The sequence below is a fragment of the Pseudomonas sp. SJZ103 genome, assembly GCF_007828335.1.
Classification (GTDB): domain Bacteria; phylum Pseudomonadota; class Gammaproteobacteria; order Pseudomonadales; family Pseudomonadaceae; genus Aquipseudomonas.
This window is the reverse complement of record NZ_VIUN01000002.1, coordinates 317,998-339,699: the sequence shown is the minus strand read 5'-3', so window position 1 is coordinate 339,699 and position 21,702 is coordinate 317,998. Positions and strand designations below refer to the sequence as shown.

The following is a 21,702-nucleotide window of genomic DNA, read 5'->3' as shown; positions in this document are numbered from 1 at the left end:
GGCTGCCAAGGTCGTGCAGTGTACAGGACTGAGCCCGGCAACGCGCCGCAACGGTTTATTGTGTCGTGCAGATGGCTCTATAGTGGGGCTCATCCGGGAAGTAGGGAGACCGCGCATGCCGTTACCGTCCATGAAAGAGCAGTTCGCCGCGCTGATTGCCGCGCCTTCGGTCAGTTGCACCCAAGCGTCTCTCGACCAGACTAACCGCCCGGTGATCGATCTGCTCGCCAGTTGGTTGGGCGACCTGGGTTTCTCCATCGACATCCAGTCCGTCAGCCCCGGCAAATTCAACCTGCTGGCCAGTTTCGGCACTGGCCCCGGCGGTCTGGTGTTGGCCGGCCATAGCGATACCGTTCCTTATGACGCGGCGTTGTGGAAGACCGAGCCGCTCAAGCTGACGGAAGTCGACGGCCGTTGGGTAGGATTGGGTAGTTGCGACATGAAGGGCTTTTTCGCGCTGGCGATTGAAGCGGTGTTGCCGCTGCTGGATCAGCCGTTCAAGCAGCCGTTGCTGATCCTCGCCACCTGCGATGAAGAAAGCTCCATGTCCGGTGCCCGGGCATTGGCCGAAGCCGGGCGCCCGCTGGGCCGCGCGGCGGTGATCGGCGAACCGACCGGTCTCAAGCCGATCCGCCTGCACAAAGGCGTGATGATGGAGCGCATCGACATTCTCGGCCAAAGTGGTCATTCGTCGGATCCAAGCCTGGGCCATAGCGCCCTCGAAGCCATGCACGACGCCATCGGCGAACTGCGCGGCCTTCGCCTGGCCTGGCAGCGCGAGTACCGCAATGCACAATTCAGCGTGCCGCAACCGACCATGAACTTCGGCTGTATCCATGGCGGCGACAACCCCAACCGCATCTGTGGCCAGTGCTCCCTGGAATTCGACCTGCGGCCCTTGCCGGGCATGGATCCCGAAGTGCTGCGTGCGGCTATCCGGCAAAAGCTCGAACCGCTGGCCGAGCGCCATAAAGTCAAGATCGACTACGCGCCGTTGTTCCCCGCAGTGCCGCCGTTCGAACAGGCCGAAGACGCCGAGTTGGTGCGGGTCGCGGAACGATTGACCGGTCATCGTGCCGAAGCAGTAGCGTTCGGCACCGAAGCGCCTTATCTTCAGCGCCTTGGTTGTGAAACCCTGGTGCTGGGGCCTGGCGACATCGCCTGTGCCCATCAACCGGGCGAGTACCTCGAAATGTCACGCTTGACGCCTACAGTGCTTCTATTGCGGGAACTGATCGAACATTACTGCCTGAAACCTGCGTAAATTAACCCCTGTCCATTCGTACATAAGGAGAGCGAGCGTGTCGCCAAGCCTGTTCCGACGATAACCATCAGCCCGCTGTGCGTTTTCACGACTCATCCTTTTTCGGCTGCTTTTTATTACAGGCCCAGGTTCCATGCCCGACTACGTTAATTGGCTTCGTCATGCTTCGCCCTACATCAACGCCCACCGCGACTGCACCTTTGTGGTCATGTTGCCCGGCGACGGCGTGGATCATCCGAACTTCGGCAATATCGTCCACGACCTGGTGCTGCTTCACAGTCTGGGCGTGCGCCTGGTGCTGGTGCACGGTTCGCGCCCTCAGATCGAAGCGCGCCTTGAAGCGCGCGGCCTGATCCCGACTTACCACGAAGGCATGCGCATCACCGATGCCGCGACGCTGGAGTGTGTGATCGACGCGGTTGGCCACCTGCGTATCGCCATCGAAGCGCGCTTGTCGATGGACATGGCCTCGTCGCCGATGCAGGGCTCGCGCCTACGGGTGGCCAGCGGCAACCTGGTGACCGCGCGGCCTATTGGCGTGCTTGAAGGTGTGGATTACCACCACACCGGCGAAGTGCGCCGGGTCGACCGCAAGGGCATCAACCGCCTGCTGGATGAGCGCTCCATTGTGCTGTTGTCACCCCTGGGCTATTCGCCTACGGGTGAGATCTTCAACCTGGCCTGCGAAGACGTCGCCACCCGCGCCGCCATCGACTTGGGGGCCGACAAGCTGCTGCTGTTCGGCGCGGATCTCGGCCTGATCGATGAAAACGGCCGTCTGGTGCGCGAACTGCGCCCGCAACAAGTACCGGCGCATCTGCAACGCCTGGGCAGCAGCAACTACCAGTCCGAATTGCTCGATGCGGCCGCCCAGGCCTGCCGGGGTGGGGTAGGGCGCAGCCATATCGTCAGCTACGCCGAAGATGGCGCCTTGCTCACCGAGCTGTTTACCCGCGATGGCGGCGGTACGCTGGTGGCTCAGGAGCAATTCGAACTGGTGCGCGAGGCGGCGATTGAAGACGTCGGCGGTTTGCTCGACCTGATCAGCCCGCTGGAAGAGCAGGGCATCCTGGTACGCCGTTCGCGGGAAGTGCTCGAACGTGAGATCGAGCAGTTCAGCGTGGTGGAGCGCGAAGGCATGATCATCGCCTGTGCGGCGTTGTATCAGATCGCCGATTCGGACGCGGGTGAGCTGGCGTGCCTGGCGGTGAACCCGGAGTACCGCCATGGCGGGCGTGGTGATGAGCTGCTGGAGCGTATCGAAACCCGTGCCCGGGCGCAGGGTTTGAAGACCTTGTTCGTACTTACCACGCGGACTGCCCACTGGTTCCGTGAGCGCGGCTTTGTGCCGAGCAGCGTTGATCGCCTGCCGTCGGCGCGGGCCTCGCTGTACAACTACCAGCGTAACTCGAAGATTTTCGAGAAGGCCTTGTAAAGCCCTACCTCCCAAGTCAATGAGCAGGCTCGTGTAAGAGCCTGCCCGCGTCGCAGGCCAATCTGGCGTGCCGTCACGCACGACTAAAGTTTAAGCATTCTTGATCTGACGCCGATAACAGGATGGCGGCTATGGGTAGATTGTGGGAGTTCCACACACACCTGAATCGTCGAAGGGGCGGCTTGGACAGCAAAAGAAACTATTAGTGACACAAAAACTGTAACAAATTGACGAGAGGATGTGCCTTTGGCCATGATGGCGTCGCCTTTTTGATCGTGGGTGACGTATGCGGCAGAGCGTCAACACTAATCGTTCTAAAAAAGCGCTAATAAATACCCTTTAGGAATTAGCTTGTGGAGCAGATGGTCTATGCTCGCCTGTCCGCATCACGGAATGGCTTATTCCTGAATCGTATTAAAAAGAATGAAATAATTCTTTTTGGGTGTATGAAAAACTCATTACCCTGCAGGGACCAAATCAACGGTGGTTAGACGAAGGTAGTAGACACACAAGGTTACGATTGACTTGGCAGTCACTATCCGGTGCTAATCGCGCATCTGTGGATCAAGGGCGTCAGACCCGAGACCAAAGAAATACAAAAATTAGAAATGAGAGGAGCGGTACATGAAGAAGTCCACCTTGGCGTTGGCTATAGCGTTGGCGGCAGTCGCCCAGCAAGCTGCAGCAGCCGGTTTCATTGAAGACAGTAAGGCCAGTGTCAGCTCGCGTACCTTGTATTTCGATAACGATCAGCGTGATGGCGGTGCTGATCAACGCGAAACAGCTACCGGTCTGAAGTTCGATTACAAGTCTGGCTTCACTCAAGGTGTCGTTGGTTTTGGTATCGACGCCCAGGCATTGGTAGGTGTTCACCTGGATGGTGGCCGCGGTCATCACCCAAACAGCAACTCCTTCGTTCCAAGTGACACCGACGGTTCTGCGGTAAGCAGTTGGAGCAGTGCGAGTGCCAACGCCAAGGCCCGCTTCTCCAAGACCGAGGCACACTTGGGTGGTGCCCTGGCGCCGAACCTTCCAATCCTGATCGCGAGCGACGGCCGTTTGTTGCCGCAAAGCTTTGAAGGCGGCACTGTCACTTCCAAAGAAATCGACAACGTGACCTTTAACGCCGGTCAACTCGAACATGCCACTGGTCGTGCTTCAAGCAACAGCACTGGCCTGGCCGTCGCCGGCGGTACCGAGGAAAGCAATAAGTTCCGTTTTGGTGGCGCTGATTGGAAAGTCACCAAAGACTTGACCCTGCAGTACTACTACGCAAACCTCGAAGACTACTATAAGCAGCACTTCCTGGGCTTGTTGCACGTATACCCGATCAGCGAAGGTCAGTCATTCAAGACCGACCTGCGCTACTTCGACAGCAGTTCTGATGGCAAGAACGGTCAGGCTGGGTATCGCTTCAACAACAACGGTGGCTACGCGAAGAACACGGGTGAGGTTGATAACAAAACCTGGAGTGCCATGTTCACTTACACCCTGGGTGGCAGCGCCGTTATGCTCGGCCATCAGCGTGTCAGCGATGACGGTGGTTTCGTCTGGGTGAACCAGGGTAACGTTTTGGATGGTAATGGTCGTAACGAAGGTGCTGGCGGGTCGAGCTTCTACCTGTTCACCGACAGCATGATCAACTCCTTCGTCCGTGCGGGTGAAAACACCACCTTCGGTCAGTACTCTTATGACTTCGCTGCACTGGGTGTTCCAGGCCTGCGAACCTCGATTGCCTACTTGCACGGCGACAACATCAAAGCCGTGGGCGGTGGCAGTGATCAGTCCGAGTGGGAGCGCGATATGCGTATCGACTACACCATTCAGGCAGGCGCACTCAAAGGTTTTGGCACCACTCTGCGGCACGGTGCGTACCGTGGCAGCGGTACCGGTATCCAGGACCAGGATCAGACACGTCTGATCTTCAACTACACTTACAGCTTCTTGTAAGGCTGGATAAGGAAAACCTCGCGTTATCGCGAGGTTTTTCTCACGTTCAATCAAGTCGGGCTAAACCCCCGCAAGCCCTTCCTGAACCCCTCTTTGTACAGCGTCTCAAGGCCTTCTCGAACCTTGGAACCGATGGTGCGCCTCTCCATTTCCCACGTCCAATGAACACATTTTTAATATTCCTTTATCGTCTAGATAAATCGATATTTATTCTTTTTAAATAACCCGTAATCCATGCACAGTGGGCTCCATAAGCACTCACCAGGAGCCACACCATGAGCCTAAGACTGGGCGACATCGCCCCCGACTTCGAACAGGATTCCAGCGCCGGCAAGATTCGTTTTCACGAATGGCTGGGCGACAGCTGGGGTGTGTTGTTTTCCCACCCGGCGGACTTCACCCCGGTGTGCACCACTGAGCTGGGCTTTACCGCCAAGCTCAAGGACGAATTCGCCAAGCGCGGCGTCAAGGCCATCGCCCTGTCGGTGGACCCGGTGGACTCGCACCACAAGTGGATCGAAGACATCAACGAAACCCAGGACACCGTCGTCAATTTCCCGATCCTGGCCGACGCCGACCGCAAGGTTTCGGACCTCTACGACCTGATCCACCCGAACGCCAGTGACACCCTCACCGTGCGTTCCTTGTTCGTGATCGACCCGAACAAGAAGGTCCGCCTGACCATCACCTACCCGGCCAGCACCGGCCGTAATTTCCACGAAATCCTGCGGGTCATCGACTCGCTGCAACTGACCGACAACTACAAAGTCGCCACCCCCGCCAACTGGCAGGACGGTGATGAAGTGGTGATCGTGCCGTCGCTCAAGGATGAGGAAGAGATCAAGAAGCGCTTTCCGAAGGGTTATCGGGCGGTGAAGCCCTACTTGCGGCTTACTCCACAACCCAATCGGTGAAACTGAATCACAGCAGGGGTTTTCAGGCCGTTTCTACGGCCTTTTTTTCGCCTGGCGACTTACAAATCTGATATGCATTTAAAGAATAAACAAATGAAAAAATAAGATTTATAGATATATTGATCTGCTGATAAGGTCTGTCCATCTTGGCGCCATCGCCACACAGCGAACCGCCGGCACTTGCTCAAGGAATTCCTGCATGTTGGTCGTAACACTTGGAGGCAGTCCCAGCCAGCGTTCCCGCTCCGGGGTCTTGTTGGAAAAAACCCGTCAGTGGTTGCAAGACAAAGGCGTTGAAGTGGTGAGTTACCAGATACGTGACTTCCCGGCTGAAGACTTGCTGCATGCACGCTTCGACAGCCCCAAGGTCATTGACCTGCTGCAACAGGTGGCTAACGCGGATGGCCTGGTGATCGCCACGCCGGTGTACAAGGCGTCGTTCTCCGGCGCGTTGAAAACCGTGCTGGACCTGCTGCCCGAACGCGCCCTGGCCCACAAGGTTGTGCTGGCGATGGCGACCGGCGGCAGCATCGCCCACATGCTGGCGGTGGATTACGCCTTGAAGCCGGTATTGTCGGCCCTCAAAGCCCAGGAACTGCTCCACGGGATTTTCGCCGAAGACAGCCAGATCGCCTACGGCGAAGGCAGTGCCCAGGCGCAACTGGTGCCGGTCCTCGAACACCGTTTGCACGAAGCCCTGGAGACGCTTTATGGCGCCATGGCCCGTCGTCCGAAACCGCTGGACCCGCATGTGTTGAATGAACGTTTGTTGAGTGCTCGCTGGAGCATTTAAGTAAGCCTCACCGCTATATAGATGTACTCACCTTACTCAGCCGCCAACGGCCAAGCAGGTGCAGCCAACCCCCTCATCGCACTATTTGGAGAGAGCGCCATGCGCACTGTCATCTTGCGTCGTGGTCTGGTCGCACTGTTTGCTGCGGCTGTGTCCTTCGGCGCCATCGTTCAGGCTCAAGCCGCCGAGACCCTGCGGATCGGTTACCAGAAATACGGAACCCTGGTGCTGCTCAAGGCCAAGGGCACCCTGGAAAAACGCCTGGCCGCCCAAGGTGTGCAGGTGCAATGGACCGAGTTTCCCGGCGGCCCGCAACTGCTCGAAGGCCTGAACGTCGGCTCCATCGACTTCGGTGTCACCGGCGAAACCCCGCCGGTCTTCGCCCAGGCCGCCGGTGCCGACCTGCTCTATGTGGCCTACGAGCCGCCAGCGCCCACCAGTGAAGCGATCCTGGTGCCGAAAGACTCGACGATCAAATCGGTGGCCGAGCTCAAGGGCAAGAAAGTCGTGCTCAACAAAGGCTCCAACGTGCACTACCTGCTGGTGCGTGCCCTGGAAGACGCCGGCCTGAAATACACCGACGTGCAGACCGTCTTCCTGCCGCCCGCCGATGCCCGTGCCGCCTTCGAGCGTGGCAGCGTGGATGCGTGGGTGATCTGGGACCCGTACCAGGCCGCCGCCGAGAAACAACTGCAAGCGCGCACCTTGCGTGACGGCACCGGCATCGCCGACAACCACCAGTTCTACCTGGCCACCAAGCCGTACGCCGAAAAGCACCCTGAAGTGGTCAAGGCGCTGATCGAAGAAGTGCGTGCGGTGGGCGAGTGGTCCAAGGCCAACCCTCAGGAAGTGACCGAGCAGGTCGCACCACTGCTCGGCCTGCCGGCTGACATCACCCTGACCTCGGTAAAACGCCAGGGCTACGGCGCGCTGTTCCTGACCCCGGAAGTGGTGGCGGCCCAGCAGAAAATCGCCGACAGCTTCTACCAACTCAAATTGATCCCCAAGCCCTTGAGCATCAAGGACGTGATCTGGACGCCACCTGCTGCCGTGGCTAAAGCGCCGTAATCCGATTTCTTCAGGAGACAACTCCATGAGCCTCACTATTTTCTGGTTCCTGCCTACCCACGGCGACGGCCATTACCTTGGCACCGCCGAAGGCGCTCGCGCTGTTGATCACGGTTATCTGCAGCAAGTGGCCCAGGCCGCTGACCGCCTGGGATTCGGCGGGGTGCTGATCCCCACCGGTCGTTCCTGCGAAGACTCGTGGTTGGTGGCCGCCTCGCTGATCCCGGTGACCCAGCGTTTGAAATTTCTTGTCGCACTGCGCCCCGGGATCATTTCCCCGACGGTGGCGGCGCGCCAGGCCGCGACCCTGGACCGCCTGTCCGGCGGCCGCGCGCTGTTCAACCTGGTGACCGGTGGTGACCCGGAAGAGTTGGCCGGCGATGGCTTGTTCCTCAGTCATGAAGAGCGCTACCAGGCTTCGGTGGAATTCACCCGCATCTGGCGCCGCGTGCTGGAAGGCGAAACCGTGGATTACGACGGCGAGCACATCAGCGTCAAAGGCGCCAAGTTGCTTTACCCACCGATCCAGCAACCACGCCCGCCGCTGTACTTCGGCGGTTCCTCCGAAGCGGCCCAGGACCTGGCCGCCGAACAAGTGGAGATGGTGCTGACCTGGGGCGAGCCACCGGCCGCGGTCGCCGAGAAGATCGAACAGGTGCGGGCCAAGGCGGCGAAACTCGGGCGCACCGTGCGCTTCGGCATTCGTCTGCATGTGATCGTGCGCGAAACCAATGATGAAGCCTGGAAAGCCGCCGACAAACTGATCTCCCATCTGGACGACGACACCATCGTCCGTGCCCAGGCTTCCCTGGCGCGCTTCGATTCCGTCGGCCAGCAGCGTATGGCGGCCTTGCATGGCGGTAATCGCGACAACCTGGAAGTCAGCCCCAACCTGTGGGCCGGCGTCGGCCTGGTGCGTGGCGGTGCGGGCACCGCGCTGGTGGGCGATGGTCCGACGGTTGCAGAACGGGTCAAGGAGTACGCAGCGCTGGGCATCGACACCTTCATCTTCTCCGGTTATCCACACCTGGAAGAGTCGTATCGGGTTGCCGAGCTGCTGTTCCCGCACCTGGATATCGAACGTCCAGAGTTGCCGAAAAGCGCCGGTTACGTGAGCCCGTTCGGCGAAATGGTCGCCAACGATATCCTTCCCAAAGCTGCGTCACAGAGCTGAGGCGGCGCCATGAACTTTGAAAAATTGAGCCATCGCGTGGCGCCCTGGGTGCTGCCGATTCTATTGCTGGCGGTGTGGCAGTTATCGGTGTCGGCGGGCTGGTTGTCGACGCGTATTCTGCCGGCGCCCAGCGCGGTGATTGAGGCCGGGGTCAACCTGGTGCGCAGCGGCGAAATCTGGACGCACCTGGCTATCAGTGGCTGGCGGGCGGGCCTGGGCTTTGTGATCGGTGGCAGCATCGGCCTGGCGCTGGGATTTATCACCGGCCTGTCGACGTGGGGCGAACGCCTGCTGGACAGCTCGGTGCAGATGATCCGCAACGTGCCGCATTTGGCGCTGATTCCGCTGGTGATCCTGTGGTTCGGCATCGATGAGACCGCAAAGATTTTCCTGGTGGCCCTCGGCACGCTGTTCCCGATCTACCTCAACACTTACCACGGCATCCGCAACGTCGACCCGGCGCTGGTGGAAATGTCGCGCAGCTATGGCTTGTCCTGTTTCAGCCTGTTCTGGCAAGTGATCCTGCCGGGCGCGCTGCCTTCGATCCTGGTGGGCGTGCGCTTTGCCCTGGGCTTTATGTGGCTGACGCTGATCGTGGCGGAAACCATCTCTGCCAGCTCCGGCATTGGTTACCTGGCGATGAACGCCCGCGAATTCCTGCAAACCGACGTAGTGGTGTTGGCCATCGTGATGTACGCCATCCTCGGCAAACTGGCCGACCTGGCCGCTCGCGGTCTGGAACGTGTTTGGCTGCGCTGGCACCCGGCGTATCAAGTCAATAAAGGAGGTGCGGCATGACCGCTCAACAACCTCCGCGCCTGCTGAAAGGGATTCCCCTGGCGGTGCGCAAATTGCGCAAGGCCTTCGGCGCGCGGGAAGTGCTCAAGGAAATCGATCTGCACATTCCGGCGGGCCAGTTCGTGGCCGTGGTCGGTCGCAGTGGCTGCGGTAAAAGTACGTTACTGCGCTTGTTGGCCGGCCTGGACAAAGCCAGCGGCGGCGAGCTGCTGGCCGGTTCGGCGCCGCTGAGCGAGGCGATTGAAGACACGCGGTTGATGTTCCAGGAAGCGCGCCTGCTGCCGTGGAAAAAGATCATCGACAACGTCGGCTTGGGCCTCAAAGGCAACTGGCGCCCTAAAGCCTTGGAAGCCCTGGAAGCGGTCGGCCTGGCCGAACGTGCCAATGAGTGGCCGGCGGCCTTGTCCGGTGGCCAGAAGCAACGCGTGGCCCTGGCTCGCGCGCTGATCCACCAGCCGCGCTTGCTGCTGCTGGATGAGCCGCTGGGTGCGTTGGACGCCCTGACCCGCATCGAGATGCAGCAACTGATCGAAAACCTTTGGCAAAAGCACGGTTTCACCGTGTTGCTGGTGACCCATGACGTCAGCGAAGCCGTGGCCATTGCCGACCGGGTAATCCTGATCGAAGACGGCGAAATCGGCCTCGACCTGATCGTCGATCTGCCGCGCCCACGGGCCCGTGGTTCACATCGCCTGGCCGCGCTGGAAGCCGAAGTGCTCAACCGTGTGCTGTCGTTGCCCGGCACGCCGCCGGACCCCGAACCTGTTTCACCGCTGCCTACGCAATTGCGTTGGGCTCAATAACTCACTTGTCCCGAGAAGGAAGAACACCATGACTATTAAAGCCATCAACGTGCGTAACCAGTTCAAAGGCACCATCAAGGAAATCGTAGTCGGCGATGTGCTGTCGGAAATCGACGTGCAGACCGCGTCCGGTATCGTCACTTCCGTGATCACCACCCGCTCGGTCAAAGAGCTGGAGCTGGTGATCGGCAGTGAAGTGATTGCCTTCGTGAAGTCCACCGAGGTGTCGATCGCCAAGTTGTGATTTGCGTCGCTCTTGAGACCGTCATCGGGGGCAAGCCCCCTCCCACATATTGATCTGTGAACACATTCAAAATGTGGCAGGGGGCTTGCCCCCGATGAGGCCGGCCCAGCCAACCCAGGATTCAGCGCTTAGGCAGATACGCTGGCAAATACAGCCCCACATACGCATCAAAAACCCGCATCCCTTCCTCCGCCATACGCGGCGTGATCAGCCCATGCTGATGCACCGAGCGCGCATACACGCGGTCGCTCAGCTCCAGCGCCAGGGCGAACACATCCACATCGCTGGGCAGTGTCGGCACTTCGAAATGGCGGTTGAACACCTTGAACATCAGATCGCCCAGTTCCAGATCATGCTGGCGGTCGGCCTGGGTCACTTCGGTGAGGCCATGCTGCGCCAGGATCAACTGGCGCGCGGCGGCGTCCTGATCGTAGATGGTGAGCATGCGTTGTTCGACGATGTAGGACAGATCGCGCCAATGCTTGAGTGAATCGTGGTCGATGGGCGCCTGGATGGCCGCACGAAATGCGGCATGCACATCCGCCGTCAACGCCTCCAGCAGCGCCGGCACACCGGCGAAAAAGTGATACACCGACGACGGCGGAATCTGCGCGCGCTCGGCCACGCTGTAGATCGACAAACTCGCCACGCCTTCGGCGGCCAGCAAGGTGCGGGCGGCATCGAGAATCGCGTCGATCCGCGCCTGGCTGCGGGCACGGGGTTTGCGAGGGGCAGCGGGGCGGGTGGGCATGGAAGTCTCCTACAAGGCAGCGGGCATTGTATGAGCAGGAAGGAGTGTTGTCTTCCAGACCCCTCCCACACTTTGATCTGTGAATACATTCAAATGTGGGAGGGGGCTTGCCCCCGATGAGGCCAACTCGATCTACCGGAAGAAACCCATAAAAAAACGCCACAGGCCAAAGGCCCGCAGCGTTTTTTCAATGCAGCAACCGCTTACACGGTATGCAGGTACCAGTTGTACTCAAGGTCGGAGATGGAGTGTTCGAACTCCTCCAGCTCACTTTCCTTACAGGCGACGAAGATATCGATGTATTTAGGATCGATGTACTTGGCCATCACCTCGCTGTCGTCCAACTCGCGCAGGGCATCGCGCAGGTTGTTCGGCAGGCTCTGTTCGTTCTGCTCGTAGCTGTTGCCTTCCACGGGTGCGCCCGGTTCGATCTTGTTGGTCAGACCGTGGTGCACGCCTGCCAGGACCGAAGCCATCAGCAGGTAAGGGTTGGCGTCGGCACCGGCCACACGGTGTTCGATCCGTACGGCGTCGGACGAGCCGGTCGGTACGCGAATCGCCACGGTGCGGTTGTCCAGGCCCCAGCACGGCGAGTTCGGCACGTAGAACTGTGCGCCGAAACGACGGTAGGAGTTGACGTTAGGGCACAGGAACGCCATTTGGGCGGGTAGGGTCTCGAGCACACCGCCGATCGCGTGACGCAATGCGGCGTTCTGCTCGGGATCCTCGCTGGCAAAGATGTTCTTGCCGTCCTTGTCCAGGATCGAGATGTGTACGTGCAAACCGTTACCTGCCTGGCCCGGGTAAGGCTTGGCCATGAAGGTGGTATCCATCTCATGGTCGTAGGCGATGTTCTTGATCAGGCGCTTGAGCAGTACTGCGTAGTCGCAGGCCTTGATCGGGTCGGCCACGTGGTGCAGGTTCACTTCGAACTGCGCCGGGGCACTTTCCTTGACGATGGCGTCGGCCGGGATGCCTTGCTCTTTGGCACCTTCCAGGATGTCCTGGAGGCAGTCTACGTATTCGTCGAGGTCGTCGATCAGGTAGACCTGTGTCGAGTGCGGGCGTTTGCCGGAGATCGGCGAGCGGGGCGGTTGTGGGCGGCCGTTCACGTTCTCCTGGTCGATCAGGTAGAACTCAAGCTCGAAGGCGGCGCAGATGGTCAGACCGAGGTCGTCAAACTTGCTTACAACTTGGCGGAGCACTTCGCGCGGATCGGCGAAGAAAGGTTCACCTTCAAGTTCGTGCATGGTCATCAGCAGTTGCGCGGTAGGGCGCTTTTGCCAAGGTTCATTGCACAGGGTGTCAGGGATCGGATAACAGATTCGGTCAGCATCACCGATGTCCAGGCCCAGGCCGGTGCTTTCCACCGTCGAGCCATTGATATCCAGGGCAAATAAAGAGGCAGGCAGGTTAATGCCCTTCTCGTAAACCTTGTGGAGGCTGGTGCGTTCGATGCGCTTACCGCGCACCACACCATTCATATCCGCAATTAGAAGGTCTACGTACAGAACCTCAGGATGATCCTTAAGGAACGCGTTCGCTTCGTTAAGCTGAACGGCACGCGGGGGTACCGACATGATGCAACACCTTTGTTGTTAAAAATATCAATCATTGATCTTTTCTGGTTTCAGTCAACCCGAACGGCATGCCGAAGTCAAGCGAGGCCTTTTTTGCCCTAAAAAAGCGCCGTGACGGCATTTTTGGGGCTTTTTGGGGCGGTTTTTTCGGGTTGACGGGCTTGGGACTCGCAGGCTTGAGCGGGCCGTGTTGTATTTTTTACGGGGGTGTTGTGTAAAAAAATGAACAAGGCTAAGCTCGATTCAAACCCATAACAGCAATAATACCGGGGTGCTTCATGTCTCGCCTGCCGCCACTCGGCGTCTCAGCCTGCTTCAGCCAGGCTTTGTCCGCAGTCCGTTCGTCCCGCGTGAGTGCCCACGCACCGGCCAATATTCTTGACGGCCCATCCGCTCTCCTCTTTGCCATTTCGACTGCCACTGACCGGCTCTCTTCTGCGCGGCCGCTCATGATTCTGCACGACTTTGGCTTGAGGAATGCAACGCTGCAGCAAATGGCAGGTAAGCTCCTACCCTGAACGAAAAAACGACGCGGATGCTGCGTCAACCAACGCCTGGCCTTTAATGGATGTCAGGAAACCCAGCCCAGAGGCATTTATGAGTAACAACCTCGACCAGCTCACCGATTGGTTGAAAGACCACAAGATCACAGAAGTCGAATGCATGATTGGCGACCTGACCGGTATCACCCGGGGCAAGATCTCGCCGACCAACAAGTTCATCGCCGAAAAAGGCATGCGCCTGCCCGAGAGCGTTCTGTTGCAGACCGTGACCGGCGACTATGTCGAAGACGACATCTATTACGAATTGCTCGACCCGGCGGACATCGACATGATCTGCCGCCCCGACCAGAACGCGGTGTTCCTGGTGCCCTGGGCCATCGAGCCGACCGCCCAGGTGATCCACGACACCTACGACAAGCAAGGCAACCCGATCGAGCTGTCGCCGCGCAACGTACTCAAGAAAGTCCTCAAGCTCTACGCCGACAAAGGCTGGCAGCCCATCGTGGCGCCTGAGATGGAGTTCTACCTGACCAAACGCTGCGAAGACCCTGACTTCCCGCTGCAACCGCCGATCGGTCGTTCCGGGCGTCCGGAGACCGGCCGCCAGTCCTTCTCTATAGAAGCAGCCAACGAATTCGACCCGTTGTTCGAAGACGTCTATGACTGGTGCGAGCTGCAGGAGCTGGACCTCGACACCCTGATCCACGAAGACGGCACGGCGCAGATGGAAATCAACTTCCGTCACGGTGATGCCTTGTCCCTGGCCGACCAGATCCTGGTGTTCAAGCGCACCATGCGTGAAGCCGCGCTCAAGCACGACGTGGCGGCCACCTTCATGGCCAAGCCGATGACCGGCGAGCCCGGCAGCGCGATGCACCTGCACCAGAGCATCATCGACATCGCCACCGGCAAGAACGTCTTCTCTAACGAAGACGGGACCATGAGCCAACTGTTCCTCAACCACATTGGCGGCCTGCAGAAGTTCATCCCTGAATTGCTGCCGCTGTTTGCTCCCAACGTGAACTCGTTCCGTCGCTTCCTGCCCGACACCTCGGCGCCGGTGAACGTGGAGTGGGGCGAAGAAAACCGCACCGTCGGCCTGCGCGTCCCGGATGCCGGCCCGCAGAACCGTCGCGTGGAAAACCGCCTGCCGGGCGCCGACGCCAACCCATACCTGGCGATTGCCGCCAGCCTGCTGTGTGGCTACATCGGCATGGTCGAAGGCCATAACCCGAGCGCCCCGGTGGTAGGTCGTGGTTACGAGCGCCGCAACCTGCGCCTGCCGTTGACCATCGAAGACGCCCTGGAGCGTATGGAAAACAGCAAGACCATCGAGAAATACCTGGGTCAGAAATTCATCACAGGCTACGTCGCGGTCAAGCGGGCCGAGCATGAAAACTTCAAGCGCGTGATCAGTTCGTGGGAGCGGGAATTCCTGCTCTTCGCCGTCTGATGCGCCGGGCGCACGGGGAAACCTGTGCGCCCTTCACTGAAAAGTCTAGGAGATTGGTATGTCCAGCAACAACCCGCAAACCCGTGAATGGCAAGCCTTGAGCAGTGATCACCACCTGGCGCCGTTCAGCGACTTCAAACAATTGAAAGAGAAAGGCCCACGGATCATCACCAAAGCCCACGGCGTTTACCTGTGGGACAGCGAAGGCAACAAGATCCTCGACGGCATGGCCGGCCTGTGGTGCGTGGCGATCGGTTACGGTCGCGATGAACTGGCCGACGCCGCCGCCAAGCAAATGAAAGAACTGCCGTACTACAACCTGTTCTTCCAGACCGCTCACCCACCTGTACTGGAGTTGGCCAAGGCGATTTCCGACATCGCGCCTGCCGGCATGAACCACGTGTTCTTCACCGGTTCCGGCTCCGAAGGCAACGACACCATGTTGCGTATGGTCCGCCACTATTGGGCGATCAAGGGCCAGCCGAACAAAAAAACCATCATCAGCCGCAAGAATGGCTACCACGGCTCCACCGTGGCTGGCGCCAGCCTGGGCGGCATGACCTATATGCACGAACAGGGCGACTTGCCGATCCCGGGCATCGTCCATATCGCCCAGCCGTACTGGTTCGGCGAAGGCGGCGACATGAGCCCCGAAGAGTTCGGGATCTGGGCCGCCAACCAGCTGGAAGAGAAGATCCTGGAACTGGGCGTGGACAACGTCGGTGCCTTTATTGCCGAGCCGATCCAGGGCGCCGGTGGCGTGATCGTGCCGCCAGACAGCTACTGGCCGCGCATCAAGGAAATCCTCGCCAAGTACGACATCCTGTTTGTTGCCGACGAAGTGATCTGCGGTTTCGGCCGTACCGGTGAGTGGTTCGGTAGCGATTTCTACGACCTCAAGCCCCACATGATGACCATCGCCAAGGGCCTGACCTCCGGTTACATCCCCATGGGCGGCCTGATCGTGCGCGACGACGTGGTGGCCGTGCTCAACGAAGGCGGTGATTTCAACCACGGCTTCACGTACTCCGGCCACCCGGTGGCTGCGGCAGTGGCCCTGGAAAACATCCGCATCATGCGCGATGAAAAAATCGTTAACCGCGTCCACGACGAAACGGCACCGTATTTGCAGAAACGTCTGAGGGAGCTGGCGGATCACCCGTTGGTGGGGGAAGTGCGCGGTGTCGGCATGCTCGGTGCAATTGAGCTGGTTCAGGACAAGGCGACGCGCAAGCGTTACGAGGGCCGGGGCGTAGGCATGATCTGCCGAACCTTCTGCTTCGAGAATGGCCTGATCATGCGTGCCGTGGGCGACACCATGATCATTTCGCCGCCTCTGGTGATCAGCAAGGCTGAAATCGACGAGTTGGTTACCAAGGCTCGTCATTGCCTGGACCTGACTTTGGCGGCATTGCAGGGCTAAGTGCTAGGCTCAGTGCGCAGCGCACCGGGCAGTTATAAATGTAGGGGCTTTGGTTGAAAGCCGGCCCCTGAACTTGCCAGACTGTCGCCCTGTTTTGTTGCCCTCTGGAAGGGTCGCTGAACATAAAAGAACGTGGCCCAAAAAAGAAAAATTGGAGCATCACCAAATGAAGGCATTAGGTTTGAAGAACGCTGGCAAGACCCTCCTGGCCTTGTCCCTGATGGGCGCAATGGCGGGCGCGGCCCAGGCAGACGATAAAGTGCTGCACGTCTACAACTGGTCCGACTACATTGCACCGGACACCATCGCCAACTTTGAAAAAGAGTCGGGCATTAAAGTGGTGTACGACGTTTTTGACAGCAACGAGACACTCGAAGCCAAGTTGCTGGCAGGCAAGTCCGGTTACGACATCGTCGTACCGTCGAACAACTTCCTCGCCAAGCAGATCAAGGCCGGTGTCTACCAGGAGCTGGACAAGTCCAAACTGTCCAACTACGGCAACCTGAACACCTCCCTGCTTAAAGCCGTGTCGGTCAGCGACCCGGACAACAAGCATGCTTTCCCGTACATGTGGGGTTCGATCGGCATCGGCTACAACCCGGACAAGGTCAAGGCCGCGCTGGGCGTGGACAAGATCGATTCGTGGGACGTGCTGCTCAAGCCTGAAAATATCGCCAAGCTCAAGAGCTGCGGCGTGAGCTTCCTCGACTCGCCGACCGAAATGCTGCCGATCGCGCTGCATTACCTGGGCCTGCCAACCGACAGCCAGAAGAAAGAAGACCTCAAGCAGGCCGAAGCGCTCTTCTTGAAAATCCGTCCTTCGATCGGCTACTTCCACTCGTCCAAGTACATCTCCGACCTGGCCAACGGCAACATCTGCGTAGCCGTGGGTTACTCGGGTGACATCCAGCAGGCCAAGTCCCGCGCGGCTGAAGCCGGTGGCAAGGTCAAGGTGGCCTACGACATTCCGAAAGAAGGCGCCGGTAGCTTCTTCGACATGGTCGCCATCCCTAAAGATGCCGAAAACGTCGACGCTGCTTATAAGTTCTTGAACTACCTGCTCAAGCCGGAAGTCATGGCTTCGATCACCAACAGCGTGCGCTTCCCGAACGGTAACGAGAAGGCCACCGCACTGGTCGACAAAGACATCACCAATGACCCGGGCATCTACCCGCCAGCGGATGTGCAAGCCAAGCTCTACGCCATTGCAGACTTGCCGGCTGCCACCCAGCGTGAAATGACACGCAGCTGGACCAAGATCAAGTCCGGTAAATAAACCGGTCTTTGTTAACCACCGCGCAGCCCGCGGTGGTTAATGAAACAAATAAATGACAGAAAGTTTTGCCGGATCGGTTTATCGAGGGTAAGTTGCGCGCCGGTTTTGTTGCCGGGCAACAACTTTAAGGCCCAACTATTTAAGAGGACCTCCACTTGCCAATTTCTTTATTTCGCCAAGCCTTGCTGGTAGGTGCAGGTATCACGCTGGCTGTCAGCGTGCAGGCTGCACCGACTGTGCATATTTATAACTGGTCGGATTACATCGGCCCCGACACCCTGGCCAACTTCGAAAAGGCCACCGGCATCAAACCCGTGTATGACGTGTTTGATTCCAACGAAACCCTGGAAGGCAAGTTACTGGCCGGGCGTACCGGCTATGACGTGGTGGTGCCGTCCAACCACTTCCTCGGCAAGCAGATCAAGGCCGGTGCGTTCCAGAAGCTCGACAAGTCGCTGCTGACGAACTACGCCAACCTGGATCCGGTGTTGCTCAAGCGCCTGGAGAAGAACGACCCTGGCAATCAGTACGCCGTGCCGTACCTGTGGGGTACCAATGGCATCGGTTACAACGTCGACAAAGTGAAGGAAGTGCTGGGCGTCGACAAGATCGACTCCTGGGCCGTGTTGTTCGAACCGGAAAACATGAAGAAGCTGGCCACCTGCGGTGTGTCGTTCATGGACTCGGCGGACGAAATGCTGCCGGCAGTGCTTAACTACATGGGCCTGGACCCTAACAGCACCAACCCGGACGACTACAAGAAGGCTGAAGAAAAGCTGCTCAAAGTGCGGCCCTACGTGACCTACTTCCATTCTTCCAAATACATCTCCGACCTGGCCAACGGCAACATCTGCGTGGCCGCCGGGTTCTCCGGCGATGTGTTCCAGGCCAAGGCTCGCGCAAGCGAAGCGGGCAAAGGCGTGAACATCGCCTACGCAATTCCGAAGGAAGGCGGCAACCTGTGGTTTGACGTGCTGGCGATTCCCAAGGATGCCACCAACGTCAAGGAAGCCCACGCCTTCATCAACTATTTGCTGAAATCTGAGGTGATCGCTCAGGTCAGTGACACCGTCGGCTACGCCAACCCTAACCCAGGGGCGGACAAGCTGATGGAGCAATCGATACGCACCGACGAAGCGGTTTACCCACCGCAGGCGGTTCTCGACAGGACATTCGTCAACTTCGAGCTACCCCCGAAAGTGCAGCGTTTAATGACCCGTAGCTGGACCAAGGTCAAGACGGGTAAGTAAGGCTCACACTATCCTGGGTTCGCCCGCCTCGGGCGAACTGCACTCTTTTTTGGGAGTTTCGTAAATGGCAGTTGCCTCCGGCGCCTATAAGAAAGCCCTCGAGGGCGACCAGACACCGAAAAAGGTGCTGGTCAAAATCGACCGGGTCACGAAGAAGTTCGACGAGACGATTGCCGTGGACGATGTGTCCCTGGAAATCAAGAAAGGCGAGATCTTCGCCTTGCTCGGCGGTTCGGGTTCGGGCAAGTCCACCCTGCTGCGTATGCTCGCAGGCTTCGAGCGCCCGACTGAAGGTCGGATTTACCTCGACGGTGTGGACATCACCGATATGCCGCCCTACGAGCGGCCGATCAACATGATGTTCCAGTCCTACGCCTTGTTCCCGCACATGACCGTGGCGCAGAACATCGCGTTCGGCCTGCAACAGGACAAGATTCCCAAGGCCGAGGTCGATGCCCGCGTGGCCGAAATGCTCAAGCTGGTCCAGATGAGCCAGTACGCCAAGCGCAAGCCGCACCAGTTGTCCGGTGGCCAGCGTCAGCGTGTGGCGTTGGCCCGCTCCCTGGCCAAGCGCCCGAAGCTGCTGCTGCTCGATGAGCCGATGGGCGCCCTCGATAAAAAGCTGCGCTCGCAGATGCAACTGGAACTGGTAGAGATCATCGAGCGCGTCGGCGTGACCTGCGTGATGGTGACGCACGACCAGGAAGAGGCCATGACCATGGCCGAGCGCATCGCGATCATGCACCTGGGCTGGATCGCCCAGATCGGCAGCCCGATCGACATCTACGAGACGCCGACCAGCCGCCTGGTGTGCGAATTCATCGGTAACGTCAACATCTTCGACACCCAGGTGGTGGACGACGCCGAAGGCCACGCGGTGCTCAAGTGCCCGGACCTGGACCGCGATATCTACGTGGGCTACGGCATCGCCACCTCGGTGGAAGACAAGTCGGTGACCTACGCCATCCGCCCGGAAAAACTGCTGGTCACCACCGAAATGCCGACCTGCGAGCACAACTGGTCCAGCGGCAAGGTGCACGACATCGCCTACCTGGGCGGCCACTCGGTGTTCTACGTCGAGCTGCCAAGCGGCAAGCTGGTGCAGTCCTTCGTCGCCAACGCCGAACGCCGTGGCCAGCGCCCAACCTGGGGTGACCAGGTGTACGTGTGGTGGGAAGACGACAGCGGCGTGGTACTGCGCACATGAACATGAAGAAGCTCAAGCGGCGCTTGCACCGCATCGTCCCCAGTGGCAAGCAGGTGGTCATCGGGATTCCGTTCCTGTGGCTGTTCCTGTTTTTCGCCCTGCCGTTTTTCATTGTCCTGAAAATCAGCTTCGCCGAAGCCGACGTAGCGATCCCGCCGTACACCGAGATCTACACCTACGTCGAACAGAAGCTGCAGGTGGTGCTGAACCTGGCCAACTACAGTTTGCTGGCAGGTGATGAGCTGTACATCGCGGCGTACCTGGGCTCGCTGAAAATGGCGTTCTTCAGCACGCTGCTGTGCCTGCTGATCGGCTACCCGATGGCCTACGCCATTGCCACTGCGCGCAAAGAGATGCAGACCGTGCTGGTGCTGCTGATCATGATGCCGACCTGGACCGCGATCCTGATCCGCGTGTATGCGTGGATGGGCATCCTCAGCAACAACGGTTTGCTCAATGGCTTCCTGATGTCCATGGGGTTGATCAACGAGCCGCTGCAGATCCTCAACACCAACATCGCGGTGTATATCGGCGTGGTCTATTCGTACCTGCCGTTCATGATCCTGCCGCTGTACGCCAACCTGGTGAAGCATGACCAGAGCCTGCTGGAAGCCGCATCGGACCTGGGTTCGAGCACCTTCAACAGCTTCTGGAAAATCACCGTGCCGCTGTCCAAGAACGGCATCATCGCCGGCTGCATGCTGGTGTTTATCCCGGTGGTGGGCGAGTTCGTGATCCCGGAACTGCTCGGCGGCCCGGAAACCCTGATGATCGGTAAAGTGTTGTGGCAAGAGTTCTTCAACAACCGTGACTGGCCGGTGGCGTCTGCCCTGGCGGTAGTGATGCTGGCGATCCTGATCGTGCCCATCATTCTGTTTAACCGCAGCCAAGCCAAAGAGATGGAGGGCAAGATATGAAGCGCGTCAGTTTCTCAAGCTTCATGCTGGTGGCGGGGTTGTTGTTCATCTACCTGCCGATGCTGATCCTGGTGATCTACTCGTTCAACGAATCCAAGCTGGTAACGGTGTGGGGCGGTTGGTCGATCAAGTGGTACGTGGGCCTGCTGGACAACACCCAGTTGATGGGGTCGGTGGCACGTTCCCTGGAAATCGCCTGCTACACGGCGGTGGCCGCTGTTGCGCTGGGTACGTTGGCGGCGTTTGTGCTGACGCGCATCAGCCAGTTCAAGGGCCGCACGCTGTTCGGCGGCCTGGTGACCGCACCGTTGGTGATGCCGGAAGTGATCACCGGTCTGTCGCTGCTGCTGCTGTTCGTGGCCATGGCGCAGATGATCGGCTGGCCCCAGGAGCGTGGCATCGTCACCATCTGGATCGCCCACACCACGTTCTGTGCGGCGTATGTGGCGGTGGTGGTATCGGCGCGCTTGCGTGAGCTGGACCTGTCGATCGAAGAAGCGGCGATGGACCTGGGTGCGCGGCCGTGGAAGGTGTTCTTCCTGATCACCATCCCGATGATCGCGCCGTCGTTGGCGGCGGGCGGCATGATGTCGTTCGCACTGTCCCTGGATGACCTGGTACTGGCCAGCTTCGTCTCGGGCCCGGGCTCTACGACGTTGCCGATGGAAGTGTTCTCGGCCGTGCGCCTTGGGGTAAAACCCGAGATCAACGCCGTGGCCAGCCTGATTCTGCTGGCGGTGTCGCTGGTGACCTTCCTGGTGTGGTTCTTCAGCCGACGTGCCGAAGAGATGCGCAAGAAGGCCATCCAGCAAGCCATCGAAGAAGCCGCTGCCGATGGCTGGAAACAGCCGGACGTGCGTCGGGCGCAGGCGCCGGTCTAAAGGTGGGAGGGGGCTTGC

The 21,702-nt window shown here is 59.3% G+C and carries 19 protein-coding genes; 17 read left to right on the top strand and 2 right to left on the bottom strand.

Annotated elements, in window-relative coordinates:
- The first annotated feature begins 115 nt into the window (after nt 1-115).
- From argE to FBY10_RS06775, 10 genes are all read left to right on the top strand, one after another.
- Nucleotides 116-1,264 (top strand): acetylornithine deacetylase, encoded by a 1,149-nt coding sequence (gene argE / locus FBY10_RS06820; RefSeq protein WP_145336942.1) that lies wholly within the window; start codon nt 116-118, stop codon nt 1,262-1,264.
- A gap of 133 nt (nt 1,265-1,397) precedes the next feature.
- Nucleotides 1,398-2,699 (top strand): amino-acid N-acetyltransferase, encoded by a 1,302-nt coding sequence (argA, locus tag FBY10_RS06815; RefSeq protein ID WP_090401578.1) that lies wholly within the window; start codon nt 1,398-1,400, stop codon nt 2,697-2,699.
- Between the two features lie 624 nt (nt 2,700-3,323).
- On the top strand, nt 3,324-4,649 hold the full coding sequence (locus tag FBY10_RS06810; protein WP_131697564.1) for an OprD family outer membrane porin: 1,326 nt from the start codon (nt 3,324-3,326) through the stop codon (nt 4,647-4,649).
- A gap of 275 nt (nt 4,650-4,924) precedes the next feature.
- Nucleotides 4,925-5,563, top strand: a complete 639-nt coding sequence (locus FBY10_RS06805) for a peroxiredoxin (RefSeq protein ID WP_053127857.1) — start codon at nt 4,925-4,927, stop codon at nt 5,561-5,563.
- A 199-nt stretch (nt 5,564-5,762) separates the two neighbouring features.
- Nucleotides 5,763-6,356 carry an NADPH-dependent FMN reductase gene (gene ssuE / locus FBY10_RS06800; RefSeq protein ID WP_145336941.1) on the top strand — a complete coding sequence of 198 codons (594 nt, stop codon included), beginning with the start codon at nt 5,763-5,765 and terminating at the stop codon, nt 6,354-6,356.
- A gap of 99 nt (nt 6,357-6,455) precedes the next feature.
- Nucleotides 6,456-7,424 (top strand): sulfonate ABC transporter substrate-binding protein, encoded by a 969-nt coding sequence (locus FBY10_RS06795; protein ID WP_027608397.1) that lies wholly within the window; start codon nt 6,456-6,458, stop codon nt 7,422-7,424.
- A gap of 25 nt (nt 7,425-7,449) precedes the next feature.
- Entirely contained in the window at nt 7,450-8,598 is a 1,149-nt protein-coding gene (gene ssuD / locus FBY10_RS06790) for an FMNH2-dependent alkanesulfonate monooxygenase (RefSeq protein WP_145336940.1), read from the top strand.
- A 9-nt stretch (nt 8,599-8,607) separates the two neighbouring features.
- A complete protein-coding gene (gene ssuC, locus FBY10_RS06785) occupies nt 8,608-9,396 on the top strand; it encodes an aliphatic sulfonate ABC transporter permease SsuC (protein WP_145336939.1) in 789 nt (262 codons plus the stop codon).
- Complete coding sequence (gene ssuB / locus FBY10_RS06780) at nt 9,393-10,199, top strand: aliphatic sulfonates ABC transporter ATP-binding protein (protein WP_122716502.1); 807 nt, start codon at nt 9,393-9,395, stop codon at nt 10,197-10,199. Before ssuC ends, ssuB begins: the two co-directional genes overlap by 4 nt.
- A gap of 28 nt (nt 10,200-10,227) precedes the next feature.
- Nucleotides 10,228-10,443 carry a molybdopterin-binding protein gene (locus FBY10_RS06775; protein ID WP_003176783.1) on the top strand — a complete coding sequence of 72 codons (216 nt, stop codon included), beginning with the start codon at nt 10,228-10,230 and terminating at the stop codon, nt 10,441-10,443.
- A gap of 121 nt (nt 10,444-10,564) precedes the next feature.
- Here FBY10_RS06775 and FBY10_RS06770 read toward each other — a convergent pair whose 3' ends face one another.
- Nucleotides 10,565-11,194 (bottom strand): TetR/AcrR family transcriptional regulator, encoded by a 630-nt coding sequence (locus FBY10_RS06770; RefSeq protein WP_131697562.1) that lies wholly within the window; start codon nt 11,192-11,194, stop codon nt 10,565-10,567.
- 203 nt (nt 11,195-11,397) lie between these two features.
- On the bottom strand, nt 11,398-12,774 hold the full coding sequence (locus tag FBY10_RS06765) for a glutamine synthetase family protein (protein WP_003213894.1): 1,377 nt from the start codon (nt 12,772-12,774) through the stop codon (nt 11,398-11,400).
- A 597-nt stretch (nt 12,775-13,371) separates the two neighbouring features.
- Between FBY10_RS06765 and FBY10_RS06755 the strand changes: the two genes are divergently transcribed.
- The 7 genes from FBY10_RS06755 to FBY10_RS06725 all read left to right on the top strand — a co-directional run bounded on the left by FBY10_RS06755 (nt 13,372) and on the right by FBY10_RS06725 (nt 21,684).
- The gene (locus FBY10_RS06755) at nt 13,372-14,730 is read left to right on the top strand and encodes a glutamine synthetase family protein (RefSeq protein ID WP_003176780.1); all 1,359 of its coding nucleotides are present in this window, start codon (nt 13,372-13,374) and stop codon (nt 14,728-14,730) included.
- 58 nt (nt 14,731-14,788) lie between these two features.
- Complete coding sequence (locus FBY10_RS06750) at nt 14,789-16,153, top strand: aspartate aminotransferase family protein (RefSeq protein ID WP_145336938.1); 1,365 nt, start codon at nt 14,789-14,791, stop codon at nt 16,151-16,153.
- Between the two features lie 181 nt (nt 16,154-16,334).
- Nucleotides 16,335-17,429, top strand: coding sequence for a polyamine ABC transporter substrate-binding protein (locus FBY10_RS06745; protein ID WP_131697742.1), 1,095 nt, complete (start codon nt 16,335-16,337; stop codon nt 17,427-17,429).
- A gap of 155 nt (nt 17,430-17,584) precedes the next feature.
- Nucleotides 17,585-18,679: a polyamine ABC transporter substrate-binding protein gene (locus FBY10_RS06740; RefSeq protein WP_145336937.1), complete on the top strand. Its 1,095-nt coding sequence runs from the start codon at nt 17,585-17,587 to the stop codon at nt 18,677-18,679.
- A 64-nt stretch (nt 18,680-18,743) separates the two neighbouring features.
- Nucleotides 18,744-19,886: an ABC transporter ATP-binding protein gene (locus tag FBY10_RS06735; protein WP_027608405.1), complete on the top strand. Its 1,143-nt coding sequence runs from the start codon at nt 18,744-18,746 to the stop codon at nt 19,884-19,886.
- Nucleotides 19,883-20,803 (top strand): ABC transporter permease subunit, encoded by a 921-nt coding sequence (locus FBY10_RS06730; protein ID WP_027608406.1) that lies wholly within the window; start codon nt 19,883-19,885, stop codon nt 20,801-20,803. Before FBY10_RS06735 ends, FBY10_RS06730 begins: the two co-directional genes overlap by 4 nt.
- Nucleotides 20,800-21,684 carry an ABC transporter permease subunit gene (locus FBY10_RS06725; RefSeq protein WP_095185162.1) on the top strand — a complete coding sequence of 295 codons (885 nt, stop codon included), beginning with the start codon at nt 20,800-20,802 and terminating at the stop codon, nt 21,682-21,684. Before FBY10_RS06730 ends, FBY10_RS06725 begins: the two co-directional genes overlap by 4 nt.
- The last annotated feature ends 18 nt before the right edge of the window (nt 21,685-21,702 follow it).

What these genes read in the sequence shown, in the direction of transcription:
- argE (WP_145336942.1), top strand. Translation starts at nt 116, where the DNA reads ATGCCGTTACCGTCCATGAAAGAGCAGTTCGCCGCGCTGATTGCCGCG.
- argA (WP_090401578.1), top strand. Translation starts at nt 1,398, where the DNA reads ATGCCCGACTACGTTAATTGGCTTCGTCATGCTTCGCCCTACATCAAC.
- FBY10_RS06810 (WP_131697564.1), top strand. Translation starts at nt 3,324, where the DNA reads ATGAAGAAGTCCACCTTGGCGTTGGCTATAGCGTTGGCGGCAGTCGCC.
- FBY10_RS06805 (WP_053127857.1), top strand. Translation starts at nt 4,925, where the DNA reads ATGAGCCTAAGACTGGGCGACATCGCCCCCGACTTCGAACAGGATTCC.
- ssuE (WP_145336941.1), top strand. Translation starts at nt 5,763, where the DNA reads ATGTTGGTCGTAACACTTGGAGGCAGTCCCAGCCAGCGTTCCCGCTCC.
- FBY10_RS06795 (WP_027608397.1), top strand. Translation starts at nt 6,456, where the DNA reads ATGCGCACTGTCATCTTGCGTCGTGGTCTGGTCGCACTGTTTGCTGCG.
- ssuD (WP_145336940.1), top strand. Translation starts at nt 7,450, where the DNA reads ATGAGCCTCACTATTTTCTGGTTCCTGCCTACCCACGGCGACGGCCAT.
- ssuC (WP_145336939.1), top strand. Translation starts at nt 8,608, where the DNA reads ATGAACTTTGAAAAATTGAGCCATCGCGTGGCGCCCTGGGTGCTGCCG.
- ssuB (WP_122716502.1), top strand. Translation starts at nt 9,393, where the DNA reads ATGACCGCTCAACAACCTCCGCGCCTGCTGAAAGGGATTCCCCTGGCG.
- FBY10_RS06775 (WP_003176783.1), top strand. Translation starts at nt 10,228, where the DNA reads ATGACTATTAAAGCCATCAACGTGCGTAACCAGTTCAAAGGCACCATC.
- FBY10_RS06770 (WP_131697562.1), bottom strand. Translation starts at nt 11,194, where the DNA reads ATGCCCACCCGCCCCGCTGCCCCTCGCAAACCCCGTGCCCGCAGCCAG.
- FBY10_RS06765 (WP_003213894.1), bottom strand. Translation starts at nt 12,774, where the DNA reads ATGTCGGTACCCCCGCGTGCCGTTCAGCTTAACGAAGCGAACGCGTTC.
- FBY10_RS06755 (WP_003176780.1), top strand. Translation starts at nt 13,372, where the DNA reads ATGAGTAACAACCTCGACCAGCTCACCGATTGGTTGAAAGACCACAAG.
- FBY10_RS06750 (WP_145336938.1), top strand. Translation starts at nt 14,789, where the DNA reads ATGTCCAGCAACAACCCGCAAACCCGTGAATGGCAAGCCTTGAGCAGT.
- FBY10_RS06735 (WP_027608405.1), top strand. Translation starts at nt 18,744, where the DNA reads ATGGCAGTTGCCTCCGGCGCCTATAAGAAAGCCCTCGAGGGCGACCAG.
- FBY10_RS06730 (WP_027608406.1), top strand. Translation starts at nt 19,883, where the DNA reads ATGAACATGAAGAAGCTCAAGCGGCGCTTGCACCGCATCGTCCCCAGT.
- FBY10_RS06725 (WP_095185162.1), top strand. Translation starts at nt 20,800, where the DNA reads ATGAAGCGCGTCAGTTTCTCAAGCTTCATGCTGGTGGCGGGGTTGTTG.